Below are 23944 nucleotides of genomic sequence, written 5' to 3'. Positions count from 1 at the left end.
TCAAATGATGAAGGTCTCTTTTGCTATGATCATTATTTAACTTTTACTTCAACATCGTTGCTGAATTTTAATTTCCAAGTGCCTTTAGAGTATGCGTTTTTATCAACTTCAAAAGCTTTTACGTCAGTAACTTTAATGTTCGGGTTCAAGTCACTTAAAATTTTACTGTTGTCTACTTTTGTTTCTGTTGCATAGCTTGAAGAAGCATCAATATCTGAATCATAGGATGTTCCTTTAGAATCTACTAATTTCGCTCTTGGTATGGAGAAAGAGCTTAACGGCTTGTCTGACACATTTTTAACTGTGTATTGAACAGCTACGATAACGCCGCCGTCAGACGCTTTTTTCTCGACAAATTGAGAGCCTACTGAATCTCTTTTTTCCACTTTCGTCACAGTCACTTCTGTTTTTTCTGTCTTAACAGTATCACCGATGTTATACAGTTTTTCCTTGGACTCCGCAGCTTTTGAGGACGCAGTTTTAGATGATGAAGATCCGCCTCCGCCGCCGATATTTACGAGAATGATAATAACCACTACTGCCAGAAGCAATGTGATGATTTTATGTCTCATAAAAAAGTTTCTCTGATCTTTACCGCAGTTTGGGCATTTTTTAACGCCTTTAGCGATTTCTTTGCCGCATGCCTTACAAGACACTAAGTTGCCTGCCATAATATTTCCTCCTATGTAAACTATTTCTTGAAAACTACATACTATAATGCCTGTAAAATAACCTATAGTCAATACAATTTTGAGAAAAATAGTATTTTGATGATTTTTTAGTCATATATTTTAAGGGCCTTTATTAGTATCGGCAGGCCGTTCGAATTTTTCATAGGTTTATGGAAAAAAGAGTGGTTGAACATGTTCGTGATTTCCCGTATAATCTTGAAAGAAATATAAAAACTGAACATAAAAAACAGTGGTTTTCTAGGGTTCCGCAATGCTGAATTGGTCTGGACCGAGAGAAAACACACAGCAGGTTTTTTGCTGTGACACGGTGGGATAAAAGCCCGGGAGTTTCTGCTCTTTTGATGAAGAGTGCTCTCCCGGGCTTTTTTGATTTTATAAAAAGGGAGTGTCTGGGATGAAAAAGAGGTTGCTGGATGTGCTGATGCTGATTATTGGGGCTTTTATCTTCGCATTGGCCGTTAATTTATTCGCCATTCCGAATGATCTTGGAGAGGGCGGGGTAACGGGGATTACCTTGATCTTGTATTATGTGTTTGAATGGTCGCCCGGGGTGACGAATATCATTTTGAACGGGATCTTATTGATCATCGGATATAAGTTTTTAGACGGTAAAACAACGCTTTATACGATCATTACCGTTGTCGCCAACTCGCTGTTTCTGCATCTGACGCATGACTGGCACTCGCCGTCACATGAACTCATTATTAATACTATTTTTGCGGGTGTGTTTGCCGGTGTCGGAATCGGAATCATTATCCGAGTCGGAGGCACGACTGCGGGATCCGCCATTTTGGCGAGGATTGCGAACAAATATCTCGATTGGAATATCAGCTATGCGCTTTTGTTCTTTGATCTGATTGTCGTCTTCAGTTCTTATTTCATTATCGGTGCAGAAAAAATGATGTTTACCATTGTGATGCTGTATATCGGAACGAAGGTGATGGACTTTATCATTGAAGGGCTGAATACGAAAAAAGCGGTGACGATCATATCTGAGCATAAGCACGAAATCGCTGAGCAGGTCAACACGCTTATGGACAGAGGGGTGACGCTGCTGTCGGGTAAAGGGAATTACACGGGGCAGTCGAAAGAAATTTTATACATCGTCATCCAGAAACAAGAGCTCTCCATGCTCAAGAAAATTATTAAAAGCTGTGATACAAAGGCGTTTGTCATTGTTCATGATGTGCGTGACGTCTTTGGTGAAGGCTTCGTCGATATCTCTAAATAAAAAAGATCCCTTTGCCAGTGCGGAGGGTTTTTTTTTTATGCCGGGGAGAAACGGTAATGATCTGTTTCCCGGGAAATAGCCGGAAAGCTGTTTCTAAAATGAAGTAGATACCACCCGCCGGACGTTTTATACTGAAAATATAATAGAGCGATAGAGAGGAGCGCATATGAACCCGTTATTGGCAATTTACCCAAGGGCTGTGCTGTCTGATACGTGTTGTACGGCAGAGGATGTCTTTTGTTTTTATGATGAGAAGAGGCGGGTCTATGTCGCCATTCCGAAGGAGGATATCACCCCGAAGGAGAAACTGCTTCTGGAATCGTTTTTGACACCTGCTGAAGAGAAAGGCGTTTTTTTTGCGGAGACGGCAGAAGCAAAGAGGTGGCGGCGTTTTCTGCTGGAAGAGGGACTGGTTCCTGACGTCAAAGAGTCTCGTGTCCGTTTTATTCATTATGACTTAATGGGGGAACGGAACTGGGGGGCGTTTACGGAATCGTTGCGTCATTTCTGGCCGATGCCGTATACGGTTGTCCGGACGGGAAGGGATCAGGGCGTGATTGTAGAAGAAGAAAAGCTTGAAGCCCCTGATCCGGGTGATATCGCATCTTTTGTAAAGGTTTCTGAATGTGATTTTTATTTCAGTGTCCGTTTCTTCATCGGGAGGTATTACGGCGCCGGGGAACATCTGCGTCTTCATTATCGGAGAGAACAGCAATATTTTCAGATTGGAAGGCGTCATCTCCCGCAGCTGAGCACGCTGACCGCGGAAACGGTATTTCCGACCATGCTCTCGGAAGAAAGCAGAGAAAAGCTCTCTGCATTGCTTCACGAAGAGGCGGTGTTGCTGTTCCAGAAAGAACCGGAGCTGAAGCATACGATTCAGACTTTTATTGAACATAACTCAAACATGTCGCTCACATCGAAAAAACTGCATTTGCACCGCAACAGTCTTCAATATCGGATTGATAAATTTGCGGAACGCTCAGGTATTGATATTAAGACATATCGGGGCGCCCTGCTGGCTTATTTCATTTGCCTGCAGTATGAAAAATCACATTAAATGGGAAAAGTGCACGAAGGCTGCTGGCTTTTTTTATGAACATTGCCTATACACGCCGCCGCCGGACGCTGTTACAATCCTATTTAAGAAAGCGTTTACAAATAAAGGGGGATATACATGGCGGAACTTCGGCTCGAGCATATTTATAAGTATTACGATCAAAAAGAAGCGGCTGTCGATGATTTTAACCTTCATATTAAAGATAAAGAGTTTATCGTGTTTGTCGGTCCGTCGGGATGCGGAAAGTCGACAACATTGCGGATGGTTGCCGGGCTGGAAGACATCTCGAAGGGCGATTTTTATATCGGAGACAGGAGGGTGAATGATATCGCTCCTAAAGACAGGGATATCGCCATGGTGTTCCAAAACTATGCGCTGTATCCGCATATGACGGTCTATGATAATATCGCTTTCGGCCTGAAGCTGAGGAAGATGCCGAAACCGGAGATTAAAAAACGGGTCGAAGAAGCAGCGAAAATGCTGGGGCTCACAGAGTATCTGCACCGCAAACCGAAGGCGCTCTCCGGCGGGCAGCGGCAGCGTGTTGCATTAGGACGGGCGATCGTCAGGGACGCCAAAGTGTTTTTAATGGATGAGCCGCTGTCAAATCTGGACGCAAAGCTTCGGGTGCAGATGCGGGCTGAAATTATTAAGCTTCATCAAAGACTGCAAACAACTACGATCTATGTGACGCACGACCAAACAGAGGCGCTGACGATGGCGACACGCATTGTAGTCATGAAGGATGGGAAAATTCAGCAGATCGGCACGCCGAAAGAAGTCTATGAACATCCGGAAAACGTTTTTGTCGGCGGGTTCATCGGCTCCCCCGCGATGAACTTTTTTAAAGGAAAGCTGACAGACGGCGCCATTCAGATCGGTTCAGCCGCTCTCAGCGTGCCGGAAGGGAAAATGAAAATGCTCCGGGAAAAAGGGTATGCCGGCAAAGATGTGATCTTCGGCATCCGCCCGGAAGACATACATGACGAGCTGATTGTGGTAGAATCCTATAAGAATTCATCCATCACAGCTAAAATCAATGTCGCGGAATTGCTCGGGTCAGAAATTATGGTTTATTCCCGGATCGGGGATCAGGATTTTATCGCCCGGATTGATGCCCGCCACGACATTCATGCCGGTGAGGAATTGACTGTCGCTTTCGACATGAATAAAGCTCATTTTTTCGACAGTGAAACAGAAATCAGAATCCGCTCATAACGCAAAGCCGGACAGCTGGATGTCCGGCTTTTTTGATGTAACAATTTTTGCCCGTCGACCGATATAAAAAGTAAATAGTAGACAGAAAGCAGGAAAACCATGAAACGCATAATCACGTGCATGTGCCTTTTGGCTGCTCTGTTAACGCTTGCCGCCTGTTCGGACCATGAGGCAAGTGCCGAAGAGAGCATTCCGAAGGCAGAAGCGCACCACGATAAAAAGTCTGTAAAGCGCCAAATCAAAAAAAAGCCGGATACGTCCGCCTGGGTTAAAACGAAAGGAACGGCGAGACTGCCGATTCTGATGTACCACAGCATTTCTGAGGGAAACAGCCTGCGTGTGCCGAAGGAAGAATTCCAGCAGCATATGAAGTGGCTTCATGATCACGGCTATTATACGATGACCCCGGAAGAAGCCTATCTGATGCTGACGGAGGATAGAGAGCCGCGTGAAAAATGCGTTCTGATCACATTTGATGACGGCTATACCGACAATGTGAAAGCGGCGTATCCTATTTTAAAGAAATATAAGATGAAAGCGACCATCTTCATGATTGGTAACTTTATCGGACATAAAAATCACCTGACTGAGAAGCAGATGAAGGAGATGGCCGCACACGGCATTTCCATTCAAAGCCATACGATGAACCATCTCGAATTGAACGGGCTCACGCCTCAGCAGCAGCGACGCGAAATGGCGGACTCTAAGCGTTTATTTGATCAAATGTTCGGGCAGCGGACGTCTGTAATCAGTTACCCTGTCGGACGATATAATAAGGAAACTTTAAAAGCCGCATCTGCTGCAGGCTACCGTATGGCGGTCACGACGGAGCCGGGAGCGGCATCAAGAAATCAGGGGCTTTACGCGCTTCACCGTGTCCGTGTGTCGCCGGGCATGTCCGGTACGGCATTCGGCTCTTATATCCAAAATGTGATGAAATAACAGAGCCTCCGCATATGGCGGAGGCTTTTTTCCGTTTAATAGAATTGATGAAGCAACAGGAGGGTGACGCTCACGGTAATCGCCCCGCCGATTCTGGTCGACACTTGGGCAAACGGCATAAGCTCAAGCCGTTCAGCGGCGCTTAAGATTGCGACGTCGCCTGTGCCGCCCTGACCGGAATGGCAGGCGTTAATAATCGCCGTCTCAATCGGGTACAGGTTCAGCCATTTACCGGTCAGAAAACCGACGGCTATCATTGTAATGACGATGGATAAAATGGTAATGATATTGCTGATATTAAACGCCGCAATCAGTTTGTCCCACGGTGTCATTGAAACACCGATCGCAAATAAGAGCGGATAGGTCACGGCTGTCGAGAAAAAACGCGAAACGCCGAAAGCTCCGTTTTCAATCGAGGCCGGCGCCAGCCTGAACAGCTTAATAAGCACGGCAAGGACTAGCATCACGACAGGAGCCGGAAGCTGAAAGAAATCATGCGCCAGCATGCCGACCAAATACAGGGAAACCGCTAAAATCCCCCCCGAAGCGAAAAAAGACAGATTAAACGCATTGTCATTGGCCGGCTGTTCAAATACAGGAGCGGATTGATCAGACTTATCAACCTTCCCGTTGCCCGTCCATTCCGGCTTGCGTTTCCCGATGACATTCAGTAAACCCGATAACATAATGGCGCAAAGGCTGCCGAGCATGATGGACGGCAGCACAAGCGCAAAGGCGTCTCCCTGGGACATCGGCATAATATCGGAGTAGCCGATGGATAAAGGAATCGCGCCCTCGCCGACACCTCCCGCCATAATCGGGACGACAATATAAAGCAGTGTGTGCTGAAAACCGAGCCCGAGCAGCGTCCCGACGCATAAGCCGACGATGGCGGCCGCGATCGAGCCGGCGATCAGCGGAATGAAAATCTTGACGAAAGCTTTGACGAGAGTCTCTCTTTTCATCCCGAGAATACTGCCGACGACGATACCGGCAATAAATAGATAGAGAAAGTTAGAGTTTTCCGTGAATTCTGTTGTTGATGTAATAATGTCTTTCGGAAGCAGGTGGTAGTAGACGACAGCGGACGGAATAAAGGTTGCGAGGATCGCAGGGCCGCCGATGGAACGCACGATCGGAATGGATTTTCCGATCTGGCCGAAGGTAAATCCGAAAAAACTCATGACGGCAATTGATGTCAGGATGTCGCTTTTTACATCGTGTTTCATGACAAACACCGTAATAAGCAAGAAGAGCAGGATATAGATAGGAAGAGGAATAATGCCGATTCTTATATTCATTGCTCTGGCAAACCAATTATCAGTCCGTTGCTGTTTTGGGATTGAATCCGTTTGCAAATTTGGTTGAAGTTCTCCCATGCTTGTTCCCCCAGTCGTTATGTAGTAAAAAACATCCCCATTTAAAGTATACTAAAAAATTTAAATTGTTGATATATTAAGAATTTACTAGAAAACATACTTTCACCTCATTTTCTTTCTTAAAAAGGCGATTTGGCGGCCTTTCCCGCTGAATAAAGCATTTTGTTCGCCACACGAATAAAAAAGAGGTACGATATGGAAGGGACAAAAATCCTAGGTGCCGACATAAAATCTCTACAAATTCGACATTAATCGGTCACAATTTCAGCCTATTTTTAGGTATATCGATCTTTTTTTTTAGGCGGAATCGTTGTAAAGTAATGATATTGAATCATTTCTATGACAGCCGGCTGCCCCCCAGGGAGTGCAGGCTGATAATTCATTAGTTTTGACAAATTTGTGAAACGTTGAGCAAATATATCATTTCTTGTGAAATACCGAGCAATGGTTTTGTCGTGTTTGTGAAATGTTGAGCAATTTACCAGATTGGAGGAAAAACATCATGAGTGAGTTGGTTTTAGCCCGCATACAATTTGCATCTACAACATTGTTTCACTTCCTGTTTGTGCCTATGTCTATCGGGCTTGTGTTTATGGTTGCTTTGATGGAGACGCTTTATGTTGTCAAAAAACAAGAGACCTATCTCAAAATGGCTAAATTTTGGGGACATCTCTTTTTAATTAACTTTGCTGTCGGCGTCGTCACAGGGATTCTTCAGGAATTCCAGTTCGGATTGAACTGGTCTGATTATTCCCGTTTTGTCGGAGACGTATTTGGAGCTCCGCTTGCGGTTGAAGCGCTTTTGGCGTTTTTTATGGAATCTATTTTTATCGGATTATGGATTTTCGGCTGGGACCGACTATCTAAAAAAGTGCATTTGCTTTGCATTTGGCTTGTATCCTTCGGGACGATTATGTCATCTTTCTGGATTTTGACGGCAAACTCATTCATGCAGGAGCCGGTCGGCTTTGCGATTAAAAACGGCCGCGCGGAAATGAATGATTTCGGGGCGCTTTTGACAAACCCTCAGCTTTGGGTTGAATTCCCTCACGTTATTTTCGGGGCGCTTGCAACTGGTGCTTTCTTTATCGCCGGTGTCAGCGCATATAAATTATTGAAGAAAAAAGAAGTGCCTTTCTTCCATAAATCTTTCAAGCTTTCTATGATTGTCGGTCTGATCGCCGGTATCGGCGTTGCGTTCAGCGGACATATGCAGGCTGAGCATTTAATGGAATCGCAGCCGATGAAAATGGCCGCCAGTGAAGCGCTTTGGGATGACAGCGGTGATCCTGCCGCGTGGACGGCTTTTGCGAACATTGATACGAATAAAGAAAAAAACACATCAGAAATTTCAATTCCTTACGCACTCAGCTACTTGGCTTATCAGAAGTTCAGCGGCAGTGTTAAAGGGATGAAAACTCTTCAAAAAGAATACGAAAAAACGTACGGAAAAGGCGATTATATCCCGCCTGTTAAAACGACGTTCTGGAGCTTCCGCATTATGGCGGGTGCAGGCGCGCTTATGATTTTTGCCGCGATTGCCGGCTTTATTCTGAACCGCCGCAAAAAGCTTCATACGAGCAAGTGGTATTTACGGGGCATGATCGCACTGATCGCATTCCCGTTCATTGCGAACTCTGCCGGATGGATTATGACTGAAATCGGACGCCAGCCGTGGACGGTCATGGGGCAATTGACGACCGCACAATCCGTTTCGCCTAACGTAACGACGGGATCTCTGCTGTTTTCAATTATCAGCTTCGGCGTCATGTACTTGATTTTAGGCGCGCTGCTTGTTTTCCTATTCGTTCGTGAAATTAAAAAAGGTGCGGACCATGATGATCACAAGGATGTTCCTGTATCAACAGATCCGTTCAGTCAGGAGGTCTACCATGGGGTCACTTCATGATCTTTGGTTTATACTCGTTTCGATTTTGTTTGTCGGATTTTTCTTTTTAGAAGGTTTTGATTTCGGTGTCGGCATTTCGACCCGATTTCTTGGCCATAATGAATTAGAACGCAGAGTGCTGGTTAACACCATCGGCCCGTTCTGGGATGCGAATGAGGTGTGGCTGATCACAGGTACGGGAGCGATTTTCGCGGCATTCCCGAACTGGTATGCAACGATGCTCAGCGGATATTACATTCCGTTTATCATCATTCTTCTTGCCTTGATGGGCCGCGGCGTGGCATTTGAATTCCGCGGGCAAGTGAACAATCTGAAATGGGTCAAAACATGGGACTGGGTGATTTTCTTCGGAAGCCTTATCCCGCCGTTTTTATTCGGCCTTATCTTTACAAGCTTGTTCCGCGGTGTGCCGATTGACGGACACATGAACATTCACGCAGGTTTTTCAGATATTGTGAACGTGTATTCCGTTCTTGGCGGAGCAGCCGTCACCCTTCTTTCATTCCTGCACGGTTTAATGTTTATCACCCTGCGCACGATCGGTGATTTACAAGAGCGTGCGAGAAAAATGGCAAAACGCGTAATCGGTGTTATCTTTCTTGTTGTACTTGCTTTCTTTGCGATGTCTGCATACGATACGGATATGTTTACACGCCGGGCAAACATCACGATTCCAATATTCGTGCTGATTGTCATCTGCAACGTTCTTGCCATTGTGTTCATGAGCAAGAAAAAAGACGGCTGGGCATTCGGTATGACCGGCGCGGGTCTCGCTTTGACAGTCGCGATGATTTTTATCTCCCTGTTCCCGCGCGTCATGGTCAGCTCGCTGAAAAGCGCGTATGACTTAACAGTAGCTAACGCGTCTTCCGGTGATTATTCACTTAAAGTCATGACAATTGTTGCACTGACTTTGCTGCCGTTTGTCATCGGCAGTCAGATCTGGAGCTATTATGTCTTCCGGAAACGCGTCAGCCATAAGGAGCCTATGACTTATTAATGGGAAAAGACCTGTTTCTTTATAAAGGAATGAAGCGGATTCTTGCGATCATTACGGGATTAACGATCATACAAACGGCCGCCATTATCTTGCAGGCGGAATGGCTGAGCCAGGCGGTAACCGGATTATTTAACGGGAAGCGAATTGCTTCTCTTTATCCGGTTATCGGCTTTTTCCTGCTTGCGTTTTTGGTCCGGCACGCGGTGACAACGGTCCGGCAGAAAATCGTGTACCAATATGCCGCGCAAACCGGCGCAGACTTAAGAAAAAGATTTCTTGAGCAATTGTTCCGTCTCGGCCCCCGCTTTGCGAAAAAAGAGGGGACAGGCCGGATGGTGACGCTGGCGATGGAAGGCATCAGCCAGTTCCGCCGCTACTTAGAGCTGTTTCTGCCGAAAATGGTCAGCATGGCGATCGTGCCGGCTGCCGTTGTCATTTATGTGTTTTTTCAGGATAAAACATCGGCTTTGATTCTGATTCTTGCGCTTCCGATTTTGATTGTATTTATGATCCTGCTCGGACTTGTCGCACAGAAAAAAGCTGATCGCCAATGGAAGTCCTATCAGACGCTTTCCAATCATTTCGTGGATTCGCTCCGCGGACTGGAGACATTGCGGTTTTTAGGATTAAGCAAATCACACAGCAAAAATATTTTTCATGTCAGTGAGAGATACCGCAAGGCGACGATGAGCACGCTCCGGGTCGCGTTTTTATCATCATTCGCCCTTGATTTCTTCACGATGCTGTCGGTGGCGACAGTGGCGGTGTTCCTCGGCTTGCGGCTGATAGACGGGCAGATTCTTCTCGGTCCGGCATTGACCGCGCTGATTCTCGCGCCTGAATACTTTCTCCCGGTCCGCGAGGTGGGAAATGATTACCACGCGACATTAAACGGGCAGGAAGCGGGAAAAACCATTCAGGCGATTTTGGCGCAGCCCGGTTTTAAAGAAGAAAAGCCGCTCGAGCTTGATACGTGGACTGACGGAGATGAATTACAGCTTACGCGTTTGTCCGTCCGTGAATCGATGTCTGAATTTAATCTGTCCTTTAAAGGGAAGAGAAAAATCGGGATTATCGGGGAAAGCGGCGCGGGAAAATCGACTCTCATTGATGTGCTGGGCGGCTTTTTAGAGCCTGCGTCCGGTGAGATCAAGGTAAACGGTGAATCCCGCTCGCATCTGCAGTCGGACGGCTGGCAGAAGCAGCTGCTCTATATTCCGCAGCATCCGTACATTTTTGATGACACGCTTTTGAATAATATCCGGTTTTATCATCCTGATGCTTCCCGTGAGGAAACGGCGCAGGCCGCTGCTTCGGCGGGTCTTTCCGAACTGATTCGTGATCTGCCCGGCGGTCTTGACGGCCGGATCGGCGAGGGCGGACGGGCGCTCAGCGGAGGGCAGGCTCAGCGTGTCGCGCTGGCCAGAGCCTTTTTAGGAAACCGTCCGATTCTCCTTTTGGATGAGCCGACCGCTCACCTTGATATTGAAACAGAGTATGAAATAAAAGAAACGATGAAAGACCTGTTTGAAAATAAGCTTGTTTTTCTGGCCACTCATCGTCTTCACTGGATGCTTGAAATGGACGAAATTATCGTGCTTGATGACGGCGCGGTGGCGGAAATCGGCACCCACGACGAATTGATGGCGAAACAAGGCGTATACGCCAAACTTGTAGAGGCGCAACTGGGGGAAAGAACATGAGGAAAGAAGAATGGATTCTGCCGTATATTAAGCAAAATGCCCGTTTGTTTGTTCTTGTGATTTTTTTAGGCGCGGTGACGATTTTTTCGGCGGCCTTTCTCATGTTTACTTCCGGTTTTTTGATCTCAAAGTCGGCGACAAGGCCTGAGAATATCCTGCTGGTGTACGTTCCGATTGTGGCCGTGCGCACCTTCGGGATCGCCCGTTCAGTCTCCCGGTATGCCGAGCGTCTGACGGGGCATCATATCATTTTGAAAATCGTGTCCGACATGCGGGTGCGGCTTTACAATATGCTGGAGCCGGCTTCTCTCATGCTCTCCTCCCGTTTCCGGACGGGCGACATGCTTGGCATTTTGGCTGAGGATATTGAGCATTTGCAGGATGCGTTTTTAAAAACGATTTTCCCCGGGGTTTCCGCTTTGCTGCTCTATGCGGCTTCCGTTATCGGGCTCGGCTTTTTTTCCTGGCCGTTTGCCGCTCTTGCGGCGATTTATCTGTTTGTATTGGTTGTCTTATTTCCGGTTGTGTCGCTTCTTGTGACGAGAGCGAAAAACATGAGGCTGAAAAGCGGACGGAATACGCTCTACAGCCGGCTGACAGATGCCGTGCTCGGCGTGAGCGACTGGATGTTCTCGGGACGTCAGGCCGCCTTTATTTCCTCTTATGAAGAGAAAGAAAAGGCATGGTTTGACCTTGAGAGCAAACGTCAGCGATTTACGAGGCTGCGCGATCTCGCCGCACAATGCCTTGTCGGCGGCTTCATATTGATCATGCTGTTCTGGACGGCGGGTCAGTATGCGGACGGCAGCATCGCCAACACGATGATCGCGGCCTTTGTGCTTGTTGTATTTCCATTGACGGAGGCGTTTTTGCCCCTTTCGGATGCGCTGACGGAAGTGCCTTCTTATCAGGATTCGATCAGAAGAATGAGTAAGGCTGCTCCGGAGCTGCGGGGGCGTGAGGTGAAGCAGTCAGATGAGAAACTGGATGTCACTGATGTGACACTGATGTTTGATAACGTGTCATTTTCTTATGATCAGCACAGTCATGTGCTTGACCGCTTTTCCTTCACTCTCCGCCAGGGTGAAAAAATGGCGCTGCTCGGCAGGAGCGGCTCCGGTAAGTCGACCTCTCTCGCTTTAATTGAAGGCGCCTTAGTTCCCGATTCAGGCAAAGTGACACTGAACGGGCTGGAAACTGCGGCCGTGCAGGATCAGATTTCCTCAGCGGTAGCCGTTTTGAATCAGAAGCCTCATCTCTTTAATACGAGCATTATGAACAATATCCGGCTCGGAAACGGCAAGGCGAGTGATGAAGATGTTAAGCGTGCGGCGCGGCAAGTGAAGCTGCACGACTATATTGAATCATTGCCTGACGGGTATGAAACGTCCGTGGAGGAGACGGGGATTCGTTTCTCAGGCGGGGAACGTCAGCGGATCGCGCTTGCCCGCATTCTGCTCCAGGATACGCCGGTCATTATTCTTGATGAACCGACGGTCGGCCTTGATGCGGTCACTGAACGCGAATTGCTTGATACGATTTTTGACGTCTTTAAAGAGAAAACGATTCTCTGGATTACACACCATCTAGCAGGTGTGGAAACAGCTGATAAAATCGTCTTTTTAGAAAATGGAAAAGCAGAAATGGAAGGAACCCATCAAGAGCTGCTTGCAGAAAACGAACGGTACCGGAAGCTTTACCGTCTTGATGTTCCGATCAGAACATAAACAGCCGCAAACGTGCGGCTGTTTTTTTGTGCGGTTTAAAATCTCTTCTTGTTTGGAATATAAATAAGAGACAGAAGAGGAGGTACAGAGATGAACATACTGGATTGGACGGAACGGGATGTGAAAGATACATTGCCGAAGCGTGAGGCAGACAGCCATAAGGGGACGTTCGGGACGGCGTTATTGCTGGCCGGAAGCGATGACATGCCGGGAGCCGCCCTTCTTGCAGGTTTGGGCGCGATGAGAAGCGGTGTCGGCAAGCTCGTCATCGGTACATCGGCAGGCGTCATCCCGCTCATTGTCCCGGTGCTGCCGGAAGCGACGTACTGGCGGGACGGGTGGAAAAAAGCCGCGGCGGGTCAGCCGGAAGAAACCATCCGGGCCGCGGCCATCGGGCCGGGGCTTCCCCAAACGGACGAAGTGCAGCAGGCTGCTGACCAGCTGCTTTCTGCCGATTATCCCGTCATACTGGATGCAGGCGCCATAACGAAAAGAACCTATCCGGAAAGGAAAGCCCCGGTGATCTTGACGCCTCACCCCGGCGAATTTTCAAGAATGACAGGCCTTCCGATTCAAGAGATTCAGCAGAACAGGGCGGCATATGCCGCGGAATGGGCGGAGCGGCTTCATGTCACGATTGTCCTGAAAGGAAACGAAACCATTATCGCTTTTCCTGACGGGGAGTGCCGCCGGAATACAACCGGAAACGGTGCGCTTGCAAAAGGCGGGACCGGCGACACGCTGACGGGAATGATTCTCGGTATGCTGTGCTGTCATCAAGACCCGAAACATGCCGTATTGAACGCCGTCCGCCTTCACGGCGAATGTGCGGAGTTATGGACGAAAGAGCACTCCGCACATACCTTATTGGCGCACGAACTTTCCGAACTGCTGCCGCGTGTATGGAAGGAATATGAATAAAGAAAAGGCGTCTTCATAGGGAAGGCGCCTCTTTTTGTTTTAACCTTGATTTCATCAGAACATAATACAACAGCGACGGAACGGCCAGCCCGACGACCCAGGCGATGTCGCCTCCGCCGAATATTTCAGCGAGCGGCCCGATGTAAAAGGATGTATTGATGAATGGGATTTCTAATATGATCGACAAAACGAATGCGGCCGCTGTAATCCAGTTGACCCTGCCGTATTGTCCGTTGACGTCAAACATCGATTTGACGTGGTATTTTCCGCGGCGGACAAAATAGTAATCCACGAGGTTGATCGCTGTCCATGGAATTAAGAAATAACTGATGAAAAAGATGAAATTTAAAAACAGTTCCATGAAATTGCTTTGGCCCATGAGACTTAATACAGTACCCGCTGCCGTCACATAAAGGATCATTACCACTCTCGTTTTCGGCGTCACCTTCAGTTTTAAAAACGGCTCCAAGGTGGTCGTGGTTGACATAAAGGCTCCGTATAAATTAAAGACGTTGATCGCCATTTGTCCGAACAGGACGATGATCAGCATAATAAAGGAAAACGGGCCGAACAATCGAACAATTTCATTTCCGGCATTAGCAGTGAATCCTGGGAGCGCCGTCGTCAAAATAGCGCCGAGAAGCATCATCCAGATAGAACTGACTGACGTACCTGCGTAGCTGTACCAAAAGGTATGCGATGCCGGTGTTTTGACCGGAAGATAACGGGAATAATCTGCGACATATGGCGCGTATGCCAGCTGCCATGTGGCCACCGCGCTGACCGCCACTAAGAAAACAGGCAGATCTAATGAGCCGGGCACCCAGCTTCCTGAGGGAATCGGCAGTTGAAAAATAAGAATCGTTGCAGCAAAAAAAACGGCAAAGGAGGTCCAAGAGAGGATTTTCTGCATTTTGTGAATCAGATCATGACCGTAGATCGTGAGTAAAAAACAGATGGCGCTTAAGCCGATAATACACCATGAAGCCGGAATCGGTACAAAGCTGCTCAGTGTACCGGCTGCGAGAATCGTACTGCTCGCAAAGAAGCCCAGGTAGATAAACATGACCAAAAAGAGGGGCAGAATCGCTCCGATCACGCCGAATTGCGCACGGCTTTGAATCATTTGCGGAATTCCGAGCTGAGGTCCTTGTGCGGAATGAGACGCCATAAAGATTGCGCCGATAAAGGTTCCGATCATAATGGCGGCGATACTCCAAAAGAGATCGAGTCCCATTGTAACGGGCAGTGTGCCTGTGACTAACGTCGTTATATGCATATTCGCCCCGAACCAAACGGGGAATAAATCTTTGGCCTTTCCGTGTCTTTCGTGATGCGGAATATGTTCAATCGTTCGCCTTTCTACTTTCAATAGATAATCTCCTCCGTATGTCTTCTTTTAACATAAAGTCATAGCTTAACAGATTGACCTGCCGTTTACAAATTCCAGTACATAGGAAAAACATTGTAAAGCCTCGCTGACAGCCGTTCTGAGATTTTTTGTGAAACTGAACAGACACTGCCGCCAAAACGATTTACCTGGGTTTAAAAGGCATGGAGATGCTTACGGACTAATATGTATGAAGGAGAAATGTGTCAATCTTTTGACGAATGGAGCTATTATTCGCTAAGCTTTAAGAATAGTTTACTTTGTGTAAATTTCATAAACGAAAAGGGGATTGATGATATGTGTACAAGTCTTACATTGAAAACGGCAGATGGTAATCACCTATTGGCGCGAACGATGGATTTTGCTTTTCAGCTCGACACCGACGTTATGCTGTACCCTCGTCAGTACAGCTGGAAAAGCGAAGCTGACGGCAGGCTGCATAAGACGAAATACGCATTTATCGGCATGGGGAGAAATCTCGGCAATATTCTGTTTGCCGACGGCGTGAATGAAAAAGGGCTGTCTTGTGCGACGCTGTATTTTCCGGGCTTTGCGGGATACGAGAAAGCGGAACGGGAGGGCACGTGCCACATCGCTCCTCATGAGTTCGTCACATGGACCTTATCAAACTGTGAATCTCTTGAAGACGTAAAGGAAAAGCTCGCTTCACTGACAATTGTAGAGAAGAAGTTAATGTTATTGGATACGGTGCTGCCCCTTCATTGGATTTTATCAGACCGCACGGGCGGCTGCATTGTGATCGAGCCGACGCCGGAAGGTATGAAAGTCTATGACAACAAACCCGGAGTGATGACCAACAGTCCTGAATTTCCTTGGCATGTGACCAATCTGCGCCATTATATCGGAATCAGGCCGCAGCAGTCAGAAAGCAAAACATTGGGCGGAATGACATTAACCGCATTCGGCCAAGGGTCAGGAACGATCGGGCTTCCCGGTGACTACACGCCGCCATCCCGATTCATCAGGGCCGCTTATCTGAAAGAGCATTTAGAGCCTGCCGCTCATGAAACAGATGGCGTTACGGCCGCTTTTCACGTGCTGTCCAATATGAATATTCCAAAAGGCGCGGTGATCACCGAGGAGAATGAAATTGATTATACGCAGTATACGTCCGTCATGTGCTGTGACACGGGGAGCTATTACTTTCATCTGTACGACAACCGGCAGATCCATAAAGTGAATTTATTCCATGAAGATCTTGACCGTCCGGAGCCGAAAGTATTTGCGGCTGTGGCGGAGCAGAATATACAGGAGCTTAATTAGCTCAAAAAAAAACAGGACGCGATTGTCCTGTTTTTTTTTGTTTAATACGGATCTGACGGATGGCTTTCCCGTTCAGCCTGCTTTGCGGCCTGTGCCGCATCCGTAGTGCCGATCGGCCCGCCGCTGTTGCTTTCGGAGGCTTTTTTCAGCCCTTCCGCCACGCGTTTACCGTAGTCCGGATCAGCTTTTGTGAAATTCTCAATCATTTGATCCTGAATGTCTTTCCGGCAGGAAGAGAGCGTATTGACCAAGTTTGTGATCAATTCGTTCCGTTCAAATTCCGAAAAGCGGCGATACGTTTCTCCAGCTTGGCCGAAGTTATTCGACCGATCGATCGCTTCCCGCTTCACATCGCCTTCGACATGAGGCGTATGGTCTTTCCCATCCTGCTTCGCTTCTTTAAGTCCGCCCATAATAGACGGCTCATAGTTGACGTGCGGGTTTTGCCCTTCTGCCCGATCGACTCGATACTGCATTTGCCCGCCTTCCTGGTTGGTGGCGACATGCTTTTTCGGCGAGTTGATCGGAAGCTGCAGGTAATTTGCGCCAACGCGGTACCGCTGGGTATCTGAATAGGCGAATGTCCGCCCTTGAAGCAATTTATCATCTGAAAAATCAAGCCCGTCCACAAGCACGCCCGTTCCGAATGAGGCTTGTTCCACCTCGGCATGGTAGTTTTCCGGATTTTTATTGAGCACCAATTTGCCGATCGGCTTCCAAGGAAAATCGTCTTTATACCACAGCTTTGTCGGGTCAAGCGGATCAAAATCCAGTTCGGGATGCTCGTCATCAGTCATAATTTGCGCATACACTTCCCACTCCGGATAATCGCCTTTTTCAATCGCGTCATACAAATCCTGTGTCGCATGGTTAAAGTTTTTCCCCTGAATCTCTTCCGCTTCCTTCTGTGTCAGGTTGCGGATGCCCTGTTTCGGTTCAAAGTGATATTTGACGAGCACGGCTTTTCCTTCTTCATTGACCCATTTGTACGCATGGACGCCTGAGCCCTGCATCTGCCGATAGTTGGCCGGGATGCCCCACGGCGAAAACAAGAAAGTGATCATATGAGTCGCTTCCGGTGATTGGGAGATGAAGTCGAAAATACGCTCACCGTCCTGTATGTTCGTAACCGGATCAGGCTGAAATGCGTGAACAAGATCCGGAAACTTCAGCGGATCACGGATAAAAAAGATTTTCAAGTTATTGCCGACCAGATCCCAGTTGCCGTCTTCCGTATAAAGCTTAACGGCAAAACCCCGGGGATCACGCAGTGTTTCCGGCGAGTGCTTTCCGTGATTGACGGTTGAAAAGCGCACAAACGCCGGTGTTTTCGTTCCTTTCTTTTGGAACACCTTCGCCCTTGTGTATTTTGAAATCTCCTCGTCTCCAAAACTTCCGTACGCCTCAAAGTATCCGTGTGCACCGGCGCCGCGCGCGTGAACGACGCGCTCCGGAATCCGTTCACGGTCAAAGTGGCTGATTTTCTCCAAAAAATCATAATTCTCCAATGTCGTCGGCCCTCTATTGCCGATTGTCCTGACATTCTGGTTGTCAGTGACCGGATGGCCCTGCCGGTTTGTCAGCGTGTCTTCTGACTCGCCTTTACCGGTCGTCTTACTGGAAAGCGCTTCTTCGCTGTCTTTGTTATTTTCCATTGCTGAACCCTCCTTTTTGAACGGTATCAATATGCCCAGCAGAGCCGTTTTTTAAAACCCGTTTTCAAAAAGAAGCGGTTATTCCGCAATCGGCGTTAAAGATCCGCCGTTCCATACTCAGGCCAGCCATAACAGCCATAAATAAAGCCCGATCAGGGTGATGAATAACGTCGGAACGGTTAATATCAGACCTGTTTTGAAATACATTCCCCAGGAAATTTTCACGTTTTTCCGGCTCAGCACATGGAGCCATAACAATGTCGCCAGCGACCCGATCGGCGTGATTTTCGGCCCGAGGTCCGAACCGATAACATTCGCGTAAATCAATGCTTCTCTCATCAGCCCGTGAGCGTCCGTTCCGCTGATGGCTATGGCGTCAATCATCACCGTCGGCAGGTTATTCATAACGGAGGACAGAACCGCAGCGATAAAACCCATTCCGAGTGTCCCAGCAAACAGTCCGTGATCCGCCGCTCTCTGAATAAGCTGAGAAAGAAGATCCGTCAGTCCGGCATTCCGCAAGCCGTACACGACAACATACATGCCGACAGAAAAAAACACGATGGCCCACGGGGCGTCCTTGATGACTTGTTTTGCAGGGACGGCGGGGCTTCGCTGCGCCAGAATGAGAAAAATAACCGCGATGGAGCCGGCAACGAAGGACACAGGGATCGACAGCAGCGCACTGACGAAATACCCGATCAATAAAACGGCCAGGACACCCCATGATAACCGGAAAAGGCGCTCATCCTTAATGGCGGATGCAGGATGTTTCACAAGGCCGGTGTCAAACCGTTTCGGAATGTTTTTTCTGAAATAGAGATACAGCACCAAAATGCTTGCCGCCAAAGAAAAGAGGTTGGGCACCAGCATACGTGATGCATATTCAATGTATCCGATATGAAAGTAATCCGCGGATACGATATTGACCAAATTGCTGACGACGAGCGGGAGCGAGGTAGTGTCGGCGATGAACCCTCCGGCGATAATAAACGGTAAAATCAGCTTTTCAGGTAAATCTAAAGCCCGCACCATCGCCAGTACGATCGGCGTCAAAATGAGCGCCGCTCCGTCATTGGCAAACAGGGCGGAGACCACAGCCCCTAAGACGGAAACATAGAGAAACATCCGCAGCCCGCTGCCTTTGGCCGCCATGGCCATATGCAGCGCGGCCCATTCAAAAAATCCGATGCTGTCAAGAATCAATGAAATGATAATAATGGCGATAAAGGCAAGTGTCGCATTCCAGACGATTCCCGTCACTTCCGCGATATCATGCAGGCTGACTGCCCCCGCAATCAAAGCGAGGACCGCTCCGCCGCAGGCAGACCAGCCGATTGATATGTGTTTCGGCTGCCAAATGACAAATACAAGTGTCAGCACAAAAATCAGCGCTGATAAAACCGCAACTCCCAAGAATATATCCTCCTTATCGGCATGAAACAGTGACTTCTTTTTGCCGCAATGTCTGTAAAACGCCGTCCTTTTCGTCTATCTGCTGCAGAATGGAGCGGACCAGCGCGTATTCCGGACCGGACGGATGAATAGCATAGTACCGCCACTGGCCTTCCCGTCTTTCCCGCACAAGCCCGGCGTTCTTTAATTTCCGCAAGTGCTGGCTGATGCCGGGCTGACTCATGCCAAAAATGGCCGTCAGCTCACAGACACAGTATTCCTTCTCCTTCAGAAACTTCAGCATCAAAAGCCTTGTCGTGTCGCTGAGAAGCTTGAGGCATTGGCTGACCCCTTCGGAACTTAAGGCGTTATGCTGCCGTTGCATGCTCTCACTCCTTTTTTACATCATTATATAAGTATCTGTTTATATAAGTAAATAACAATATAAAAAAGCCGGCTTTGCACGTTTTGCAAAACCGGCTCATGTTTATTTTTGGAACAGCTTTTTCGCTTCATCCATTGCTAATTTATTTCCCAGTGCCGAATAATCAAGCCAAGGCTGATCGGCAATCTTATAGACGTGGTTTGCTTTCACGGCCTTCAGCCCTTTCCATACAGCGCTTTTTTGCAATTCTTTAAAAGCTTGCTGTGACTTGTCGTCTCTGTTAACGACCACGAAAATCGCATCTGCGTTGTAATCCGGCAGCACTTCTTGAGAAATGACCTCATAAGGGCGGGAGGTGTTCATGTCTTTAATGCCGTCAGCAGGCTTCAGTTTCAGGTCATCAAACAGAATCGGACCCATCGGGCGGCGTGTGCTGAAGACGCGAAGTTCTTTTGCATTCACGCGGATCGCCATGACTTTGGCGTTTTTCCCTAATTCCTTATCGATCATAGATTTGACTTGTTTTGTTTCATCTTCGTAATCTTGAATAAAGGTTTTCGCTTCTTTTTCACGGTTGACGATTTTTCCGATGTCTTTTAAATGATCGCGCCAAGTGCCTTTATCAAGGTCGAAAACGTGTGTGTTTCCGATTTTCTTGTATTTTGACACATCTTTTCCTGCAAATTCTTTATCAAGATAAATGTTGTCAGGGTTCAGTTCGAATAACGCTTCCATATCCGGATCTGAGGCAGGGCCGAGTTTTTTCGTGTCTTTCAGCTGATTTTTTACATGAGGGAGAAAATCTTTTAATTCTCCGCCCACGACGGAACCGGCCGGTGTAATGCCGAGAGCCAGCAGGTCATTTGTCAGGTGAATGGACATCGAAGCGATTTTATGATCACCGGTTGCCTTTTTTGTCTCCGGCTGTGTTGAATCGGATTGGCAGGCAGCCAATAAGAAAATACACATGAAACTGACGAGGGCAATTATTTTTTTCATGAGACGACTCCTTGTTTTATGTTTTGATTTTCATAACCAGATAGAGAAAATACGGCGCGCCGATGGCTGCCGCAACCACCCCGGCCGGAATGGCGTTCGGCTGAAACAAAGAGCGGCCGATGGTATCTGCCGCGACAAGAATGACGAGGCCGATTAACCCCGCAATCGGGATGATGTGCTGATGCATGGTGCCGACGAGCCGTCTCGCCAAGTGAGGGGCGGCAAAGCCGATAAAGCCGATTCCGCCGGCCATCGCCACACTCGCGCAGGACAGGCCGACCGCTATGGCGATCAGCATGATCCTTTTTCTCTGCACGTGTGCGCCAAGTCCCGCGGCGGCCTGGTCACCGAGCATTAAAATGTTCAAAGACCGGGCGTTAAGCCATGCAAGCGGTGCGAGAATGCCGATCCAGGGCAATAGCGACCATACATGAATCCAGTCCCTGCCCCAGACGTTTCCTACCAGCCAGCGGGAAGCGAATGTATAGGTTTCTTCATTCAGACGCAGCGACATAAACAATGTAACGGCGCTGAAGCCTGCGGAAACGGCGATCCCGACTAACAGCATGCGGATCGTTAAAAAGCCGTTCAGCCTGTCGTACGTGAGCACTACGATCAGCAGAGCGGCGAGGGTCCCGCCTGCAAACGTAAATAACGGGATGAACATCGACGCCTGCGCCTCAAGTGAATGAAAGAACGTGATATACATCATCAGTCCGAACGAAGCCCCGGCATGAAGCCCAAGGATTCCCGGATCGGCAAGCGGATTCCGGGATACGCCCTGCAAAATAGCGCCCGACACGCCTAAACCGATACCGGCCAGCATCGTCACCAGTATCCGGGGGAGCCGGTAATCGAATAAAACGGTTGTACTTTGAAACGTGCCGTATCCGAACAGCGTTTTTCCCACCGTAAAGGGAGAAAGCCGGAATGAGCCCGTATGCAGCCCGATCAGAATAATGCAAATAGCGATGATCAGCAGAATGAGGCCTGCCGCCGCCGCTTTTTTGGTTTCCTTCTGCACCTTCATTTATAATTCTCTCCCTTCCTTGCGGGCAATATAAAGAAAGAAAGGGACACCGACAAGTGCGACCATGATGCCTATTGCCAATTCTCTCGGGGGACTGACCGTGCGCGAGGCCAAGTCGGCCAAAATCAAAAGAATCGCTCCAAGCAACGCGGACATCGGAATAATCAGCCTGTACGTAACGCCGACGATCTTGCGGGCGATATGGGGGATGACCAGCCCGACGAAGCCGATTGCACCGGCAGCGGAAACAGACACACCGGCAAGAACAACGGCGATCATTAATCCCGCGGCACGCGTCAGAGCAGTGTTCACCCCTAAATTCGCCGCAACGTCATTTCCCATTGAGAGAAGGGTGACGGACCGGCCCATGAATGTCGCGAGAATGATGAAGACCGCAATCACGGGAGCAAGGACTTGTAAATGAGCCCACTTGATTCCTGAGACCCCGCCGGCGTACCAGAAGGCCAAATCCTGGCTTAAATCGTAATAAATCGCCACACCTGTGCTGAGTGAATGTAATAGAGCGGCTACAACCGCCCCGGCAAGCGTCACCTTTAAAGGTGTCATGCTGCTTTTTCCCGCCGCGCTGATAAAGAAAATCAAGCCGGTGCTTGCCAGTGCGCCCAAAAACGACATCACCATCAGCAGGGCGTATGACAAATGAGGGAAAAAAGCAAAGCTGAGCGCAACAACAAACATGGCTCCTGCATTTACGCCTAAGACACCCGAATCGGCAAGCGGGTTTCTCGTGACACCTTGCATGAGGGCGCCGGCTGCTGCAAAGGCGGCGCCTGTAACGGCCGCGCCGAGCACTCTCGGAAGGCGCAATTCATGAATGATCTGCTGGCCCGTCATGTTTGGATTGTAATCAGCAATCGCCGACCACACCGTATGTAAAGTAATGTCTTTCGCGCCGAATGAGACGGCGAAAAAAATAGACACAAGCAGTCCGATTACCGCGATCAGGAAGAAAACCCCGTTTTTTAAGATGCTGATCAGACGGCTTGCGGACGTGACAGAATCGCTCAAAAATCAATTCACCTACTTTTATGATCATTGTCCGGTATTTATTGAACATGAGAATCATTTTCATTTGAACCATCATATTATAACCAGCCGATTTTCAAAACGCAATAGAGTGTTCAACAATGATGCCCTTTTTTCTTTCATGTTTATATTGTAAAAAAGAAGTGAAAAACGTGAAAGAGGGAATTGAATATAATCAGAAAGGGGGGAGACAAATGGCGGGAGAACGAAAGCCTTTGCCGATTGAATTTTACCAAAGACCGTCAGTAGAGCTTGCTCCTTTATTGCTCGGCTGTCTCTTAGTAAAAGAGACGGATGAGGGAACGGCTTCAGGCTTTATCGTGGAAACGGAAGCTTATATGGGAGCAGATGACCGGGCGGCGCACAGCTTCGGCAATCGGCGCACGAAACGGACGGAAATTATGTTCCACGAGGCGGGCCGCATTTATACATATGTCATGCACACCCATACATTAATGAACGTCGTCGCCGCGGACATCGGCATTCCGCAGGCCGTGTTAATCAGGGCGGCAGAGCCCCATGAAGGTCAGTTCCTGATGGAGCGCAGGAGACCGGGCAGACCCCCGAGAGAGTGGACAAACGGCCCGGGGAAGCTGACGAAGGCAATGGGCATTTCAATGAATGACTACGGCGGCATGATCACGGAACAGCCGCTGTATATTACGGAAGGCTTTACACCGGAGCATATATCAACAGGCCCGAGAATCGGGATTGACAACAGCGGAGAAGCCCGGGATTATCCGTGGCGCTATTGGGTGACGGGGAACCGGTATGTCTCACGCTGACCATGTTTACAGCCGCTGATAACAGGGGAAAGACAAGGTAAAAGAAAGGGGATTCAAACATTGAAAAAATTTTTCAAAACAATTATCAAATGGGCGCCCGTCATCTATCCGATCATCAGAAAAATCGTAAAAGATCGGAAGTCATCTAAGCGAAACCGCATGTCCGCATCCCGAACAGCCGGCTGATCCGGC

General features: G+C 48.4%; 21 protein-coding genes and 1 riboswitch. Of the genes, 12 read left to right on the top strand and 9 right to left on the bottom strand.

Translation table 11 applies throughout. The features are described from left to right. Window positions 1-32: 32 nt before the first annotated feature. Window positions 33-572, bottom strand: a complete 540-nt coding sequence (locus AD710_RS07035; RefSeq protein WP_141228469.1) for a DUF4352 domain-containing protein — start codon at window positions 570-572, stop codon at window positions 33-35. Between the two features lie 346 nt (window positions 573-918). Beyond that, window positions 919-1021, top strand: a riboswitch (guanidine-I (ykkC/yxkD leader). A 65-nt stretch (window positions 1022-1086) separates the two neighbouring features. Here AD710_RS07035 and AD710_RS07030 point away from each other — a divergent pair. The 4 genes from AD710_RS07030 to AD710_RS07015 all read left to right on the top strand — a co-directional run bounded on the left by AD710_RS07030 (window position 1087) and on the right by AD710_RS07015 (window position 5143). Then, window positions 1087-1923: a YitT family protein gene (locus tag AD710_RS07030; protein ID WP_003150818.1), complete on the top strand. Its 837-nt coding sequence runs from the start codon at window positions 1087-1089 to the stop codon at window positions 1921-1923. 166 nt (window positions 1924-2089) lie between these two features. Beyond that, window positions 2090-2983: a PucR family transcriptional regulator gene (locus AD710_RS07025; protein ID WP_049627643.1), complete on the top strand. Its 894-nt coding sequence runs from the start codon at window positions 2090-2092 to the stop codon at window positions 2981-2983. Between the two features lie 117 nt (window positions 2984-3100). Continuing rightward, the gene (locus AD710_RS07020; RefSeq protein WP_049627642.1) at window positions 3101-4201 is read left to right on the top strand and encodes an ABC transporter ATP-binding protein; all 1101 of its coding nucleotides are present in this window, start codon (window positions 3101-3103) and stop codon (window positions 4199-4201) included. A gap of 99 nt (window positions 4202-4300) precedes the next feature. Further along, on the top strand, window positions 4301-5143 hold the full coding sequence (locus AD710_RS07015) for a polysaccharide deacetylase family protein (RefSeq protein ID WP_049627641.1): 843 nt from the start codon (window positions 4301-4303) through the stop codon (window positions 5141-5143). A 35-nt stretch (window positions 5144-5178) separates the two neighbouring features. Here AD710_RS07015 and AD710_RS07010 read toward each other — a convergent pair whose 3' ends face one another. Further along, window positions 5179-6522: a citrate/malate transporter CimH gene (locus AD710_RS07010; RefSeq protein WP_049627640.1), complete on the bottom strand. Its 1344-nt coding sequence runs from the start codon at window positions 6520-6522 to the stop codon at window positions 5179-5181. Between the two features lie 502 nt (window positions 6523-7024). Between AD710_RS07010 and AD710_RS07005 the strand changes: the two genes are divergently transcribed. The 5 genes from AD710_RS07005 (at window position 7025) to AD710_RS06985 (ending at window position 13782) form a co-directional block, all read left to right on the top strand. Next, a complete protein-coding gene (locus AD710_RS07005; protein ID WP_016937474.1) occupies window positions 7025-8431 on the top strand; it encodes a cytochrome ubiquinol oxidase subunit I in 1407 nt (468 codons plus the stop codon). Then, on the top strand, window positions 8415-9431 hold the full coding sequence (gene cydB, locus AD710_RS07000) for a cytochrome d ubiquinol oxidase subunit II (RefSeq protein WP_016937475.1): 1017 nt from the start codon (window positions 8415-8417) through the stop codon (window positions 9429-9431). Before AD710_RS07005 ends, cydB begins: the two co-directional genes overlap by 17 nt. Further along, on the top strand, window positions 9431-11134 hold the full coding sequence (gene cydD / locus AD710_RS06995; RefSeq protein ID WP_049627639.1) for a thiol reductant ABC exporter subunit CydD: 1704 nt from the start codon (window positions 9431-9433) through the stop codon (window positions 11132-11134). The genes cydB and cydD overlap by 1 nt, the downstream gene beginning before the upstream one ends. Continuing rightward, window positions 11131-12861: a thiol reductant ABC exporter subunit CydC gene (gene cydC, locus AD710_RS06990; protein ID WP_049627638.1), complete on the top strand. Its 1731-nt coding sequence runs from the start codon at window positions 11131-11133 to the stop codon at window positions 12859-12861. Before cydD ends, cydC begins: the two co-directional genes overlap by 4 nt. A 90-nt stretch (window positions 12862-12951) precedes the next feature. Beyond that, complete coding sequence (locus AD710_RS06985; RefSeq protein ID WP_049627637.1) at window positions 12952-13782, top strand: NAD(P)H-hydrate dehydratase; 831 nt, start codon at window positions 12952-12954, stop codon at window positions 13780-13782. 13 nt (window positions 13783-13795) lie between these two features. On the opposite strand, the gene AD710_RS06980 is transcribed toward AD710_RS06985, so the two are convergent. Continuing rightward, window positions 13796-15154: a purine-cytosine permease family protein gene (locus AD710_RS06980; RefSeq protein WP_016937479.1), complete on the bottom strand. Its 1359-nt coding sequence runs from the start codon at window positions 15152-15154 to the stop codon at window positions 13796-13798. A gap of 315 nt (window positions 15155-15469) precedes the next feature. Here AD710_RS06980 and AD710_RS06975 point away from each other — a divergent pair, with 315 nt between their 5' ends. Next, a complete protein-coding gene (locus AD710_RS06975) occupies window positions 15470-16456 on the top strand; it encodes a choloylglycine hydrolase family protein (RefSeq protein ID WP_049627636.1) in 987 nt (328 codons plus the stop codon). 41 nt (window positions 16457-16497) lie between these two features. Here the strand turns inward: AD710_RS06975 and katX are convergent, their stop codons facing one another. The 6 genes from katX to AD710_RS06945 all read right to left on the bottom strand — a co-directional run bounded on the left by katX (window position 16498) and on the right by AD710_RS06945 (window position 22919). Further along, entirely contained in the window at window positions 16498-18111 is a 1614-nt protein-coding gene (gene katX, locus AD710_RS06970; protein WP_049627635.1) for a catalase KatX, read from the bottom strand. A 117-nt stretch (window positions 18112-18228) separates the two neighbouring features. Next, complete coding sequence (locus AD710_RS06965; protein WP_049627634.1) at window positions 18229-19527, bottom strand: arsenical efflux pump membrane protein ArsB; 1299 nt, start codon at window positions 19525-19527, stop codon at window positions 18229-18231. Window positions 19528-19540: 13 nt separating this feature from the next. Further along, window positions 19541-19891: an ArsR/SmtB family transcription factor gene (locus AD710_RS06960; protein ID WP_049627633.1), complete on the bottom strand. Its 351-nt coding sequence runs from the start codon at window positions 19889-19891 to the stop codon at window positions 19541-19543. Between the two features lie 102 nt (window positions 19892-19993). Next, window positions 19994-20890, bottom strand: a complete 897-nt coding sequence (locus tag AD710_RS06955) for an ABC transporter substrate-binding protein (RefSeq protein ID WP_049627632.1) — start codon at window positions 20888-20890, stop codon at window positions 19994-19996. 16 nt (window positions 20891-20906) lie between these two features. Continuing rightward, a complete protein-coding gene (locus AD710_RS06950; RefSeq protein WP_047475966.1) occupies window positions 20907-21920 on the bottom strand; it encodes a FecCD family ABC transporter permease in 1014 nt (337 codons plus the stop codon). Then, entirely contained in the window at window positions 21921-22919 is a 999-nt protein-coding gene (locus AD710_RS06945; protein ID WP_045925630.1) for a FecCD family ABC transporter permease, read from the bottom strand. Window positions 22920-23161: 242 nt separating this feature from the next. Here AD710_RS06945 and AD710_RS06940 point away from each other — a divergent pair, with 242 nt between their 5' ends. Then, window positions 23162-23752, top strand: coding sequence for a DNA-3-methyladenine glycosylase (locus tag AD710_RS06940; RefSeq protein ID WP_029575285.1), 591 nt, complete (start codon window positions 23162-23164; stop codon window positions 23750-23752). 51 nt (window positions 23753-23803) lie between these two features. Then, window positions 23804-23938, top strand: coding sequence for a hypothetical protein (locus AD710_RS20190; protein WP_442853083.1), 135 nt, complete (start codon window positions 23804-23806; stop codon window positions 23936-23938). Window positions 23939-23944 lie beyond the last annotated feature (6 nt).

The sequence above is a fragment of the Bacillus sp. JFL15 genome, assembly GCF_001184225.1.
GTDB classification, from domain to species: domain Bacteria; phylum Bacillota; class Bacilli; order Bacillales; family Bacillaceae; genus Bacillus; species Bacillus siamensis.
Note: the sequence above shows the minus strand (reverse complement) of the source record. Positions and strands in the feature narration are given on the sequence as shown.

What these genes read in the sequence shown, in the direction of transcription:
- cydB (WP_016937475.1), top strand. Translation starts at nt 8,415, where the DNA reads ATGGGGTCACTTCATGATCTTTGGTTTATACTCGTTTCGATTTTGTTT.
- AD710_RS06975 (WP_049627636.1), top strand. Translation starts at nt 15,470, where the DNA reads ATGTGTACAAGTCTTACATTGAAAACGGCAGATGGTAATCACCTATTG.
- AD710_RS06985 (WP_049627637.1), top strand. Translation starts at nt 12,952, where the DNA reads ATGAACATACTGGATTGGACGGAACGGGATGTGAAAGATACATTGCCG.
- AD710_RS07015 (WP_049627641.1), top strand. Translation starts at nt 4,301, where the DNA reads ATGAAACGCATAATCACGTGCATGTGCCTTTTGGCTGCTCTGTTAACG.
- AD710_RS06950 (WP_047475966.1), bottom strand. Translation starts at nt 21,920, where the DNA reads ATGAAGGTGCAGAAGGAAACCAAAAAAGCGGCGGCGGCAGGCCTCATT.
- AD710_RS06940 (WP_029575285.1), top strand. Translation starts at nt 23,162, where the DNA reads ATGGCGGGAGAACGAAAGCCTTTGCCGATTGAATTTTACCAAAGACCG.
- katX (WP_049627635.1), bottom strand. Translation starts at nt 18,111, where the DNA reads ATGGAAAATAACAAAGACAGCGAAGAAGCGCTTTCCAGTAAGACGACC.
- AD710_RS06955 (WP_049627632.1), bottom strand. Translation starts at nt 20,890, where the DNA reads ATGAAAAAAATAATTGCCCTCGTCAGTTTCATGTGTATTTTCTTATTG.
- AD710_RS07035 (WP_141228469.1), bottom strand. Translation starts at nt 572, where the DNA reads ATGAGACATAAAATCATCACATTGCTTCTGGCAGTAGTGGTTATTATC.
- AD710_RS06960 (WP_049627633.1), bottom strand. Translation starts at nt 19,891, where the DNA reads ATGCAACGGCAGCATAACGCCTTAAGTTCCGAAGGGGTCAGCCAATGC.
- cydC (WP_049627638.1), top strand. Translation starts at nt 11,131, where the DNA reads ATGAGGAAAGAAGAATGGATTCTGCCGTATATTAAGCAAAATGCCCGT.
- AD710_RS07010 (WP_049627640.1), bottom strand. Translation starts at nt 6,522, where the DNA reads ATGGGAGAACTTCAACCAAATTTGCAAACGGATTCAATCCCAAAACAG.
- AD710_RS07030 (WP_003150818.1), top strand. Translation starts at nt 1,087, where the DNA reads ATGAAAAAGAGGTTGCTGGATGTGCTGATGCTGATTATTGGGGCTTTT.
- cydD (WP_049627639.1), top strand. Translation starts at nt 9,431, where the DNA reads ATGGGAAAAGACCTGTTTCTTTATAAAGGAATGAAGCGGATTCTTGCG.
- AD710_RS07020 (WP_049627642.1), top strand. Translation starts at nt 3,101, where the DNA reads ATGGCGGAACTTCGGCTCGAGCATATTTATAAGTATTACGATCAAAAA.
- AD710_RS07005 (WP_016937474.1), top strand. Translation starts at nt 7,025, where the DNA reads ATGAGTGAGTTGGTTTTAGCCCGCATACAATTTGCATCTACAACATTG.
- AD710_RS07025 (WP_049627643.1), top strand. Translation starts at nt 2,090, where the DNA reads ATGAACCCGTTATTGGCAATTTACCCAAGGGCTGTGCTGTCTGATACG.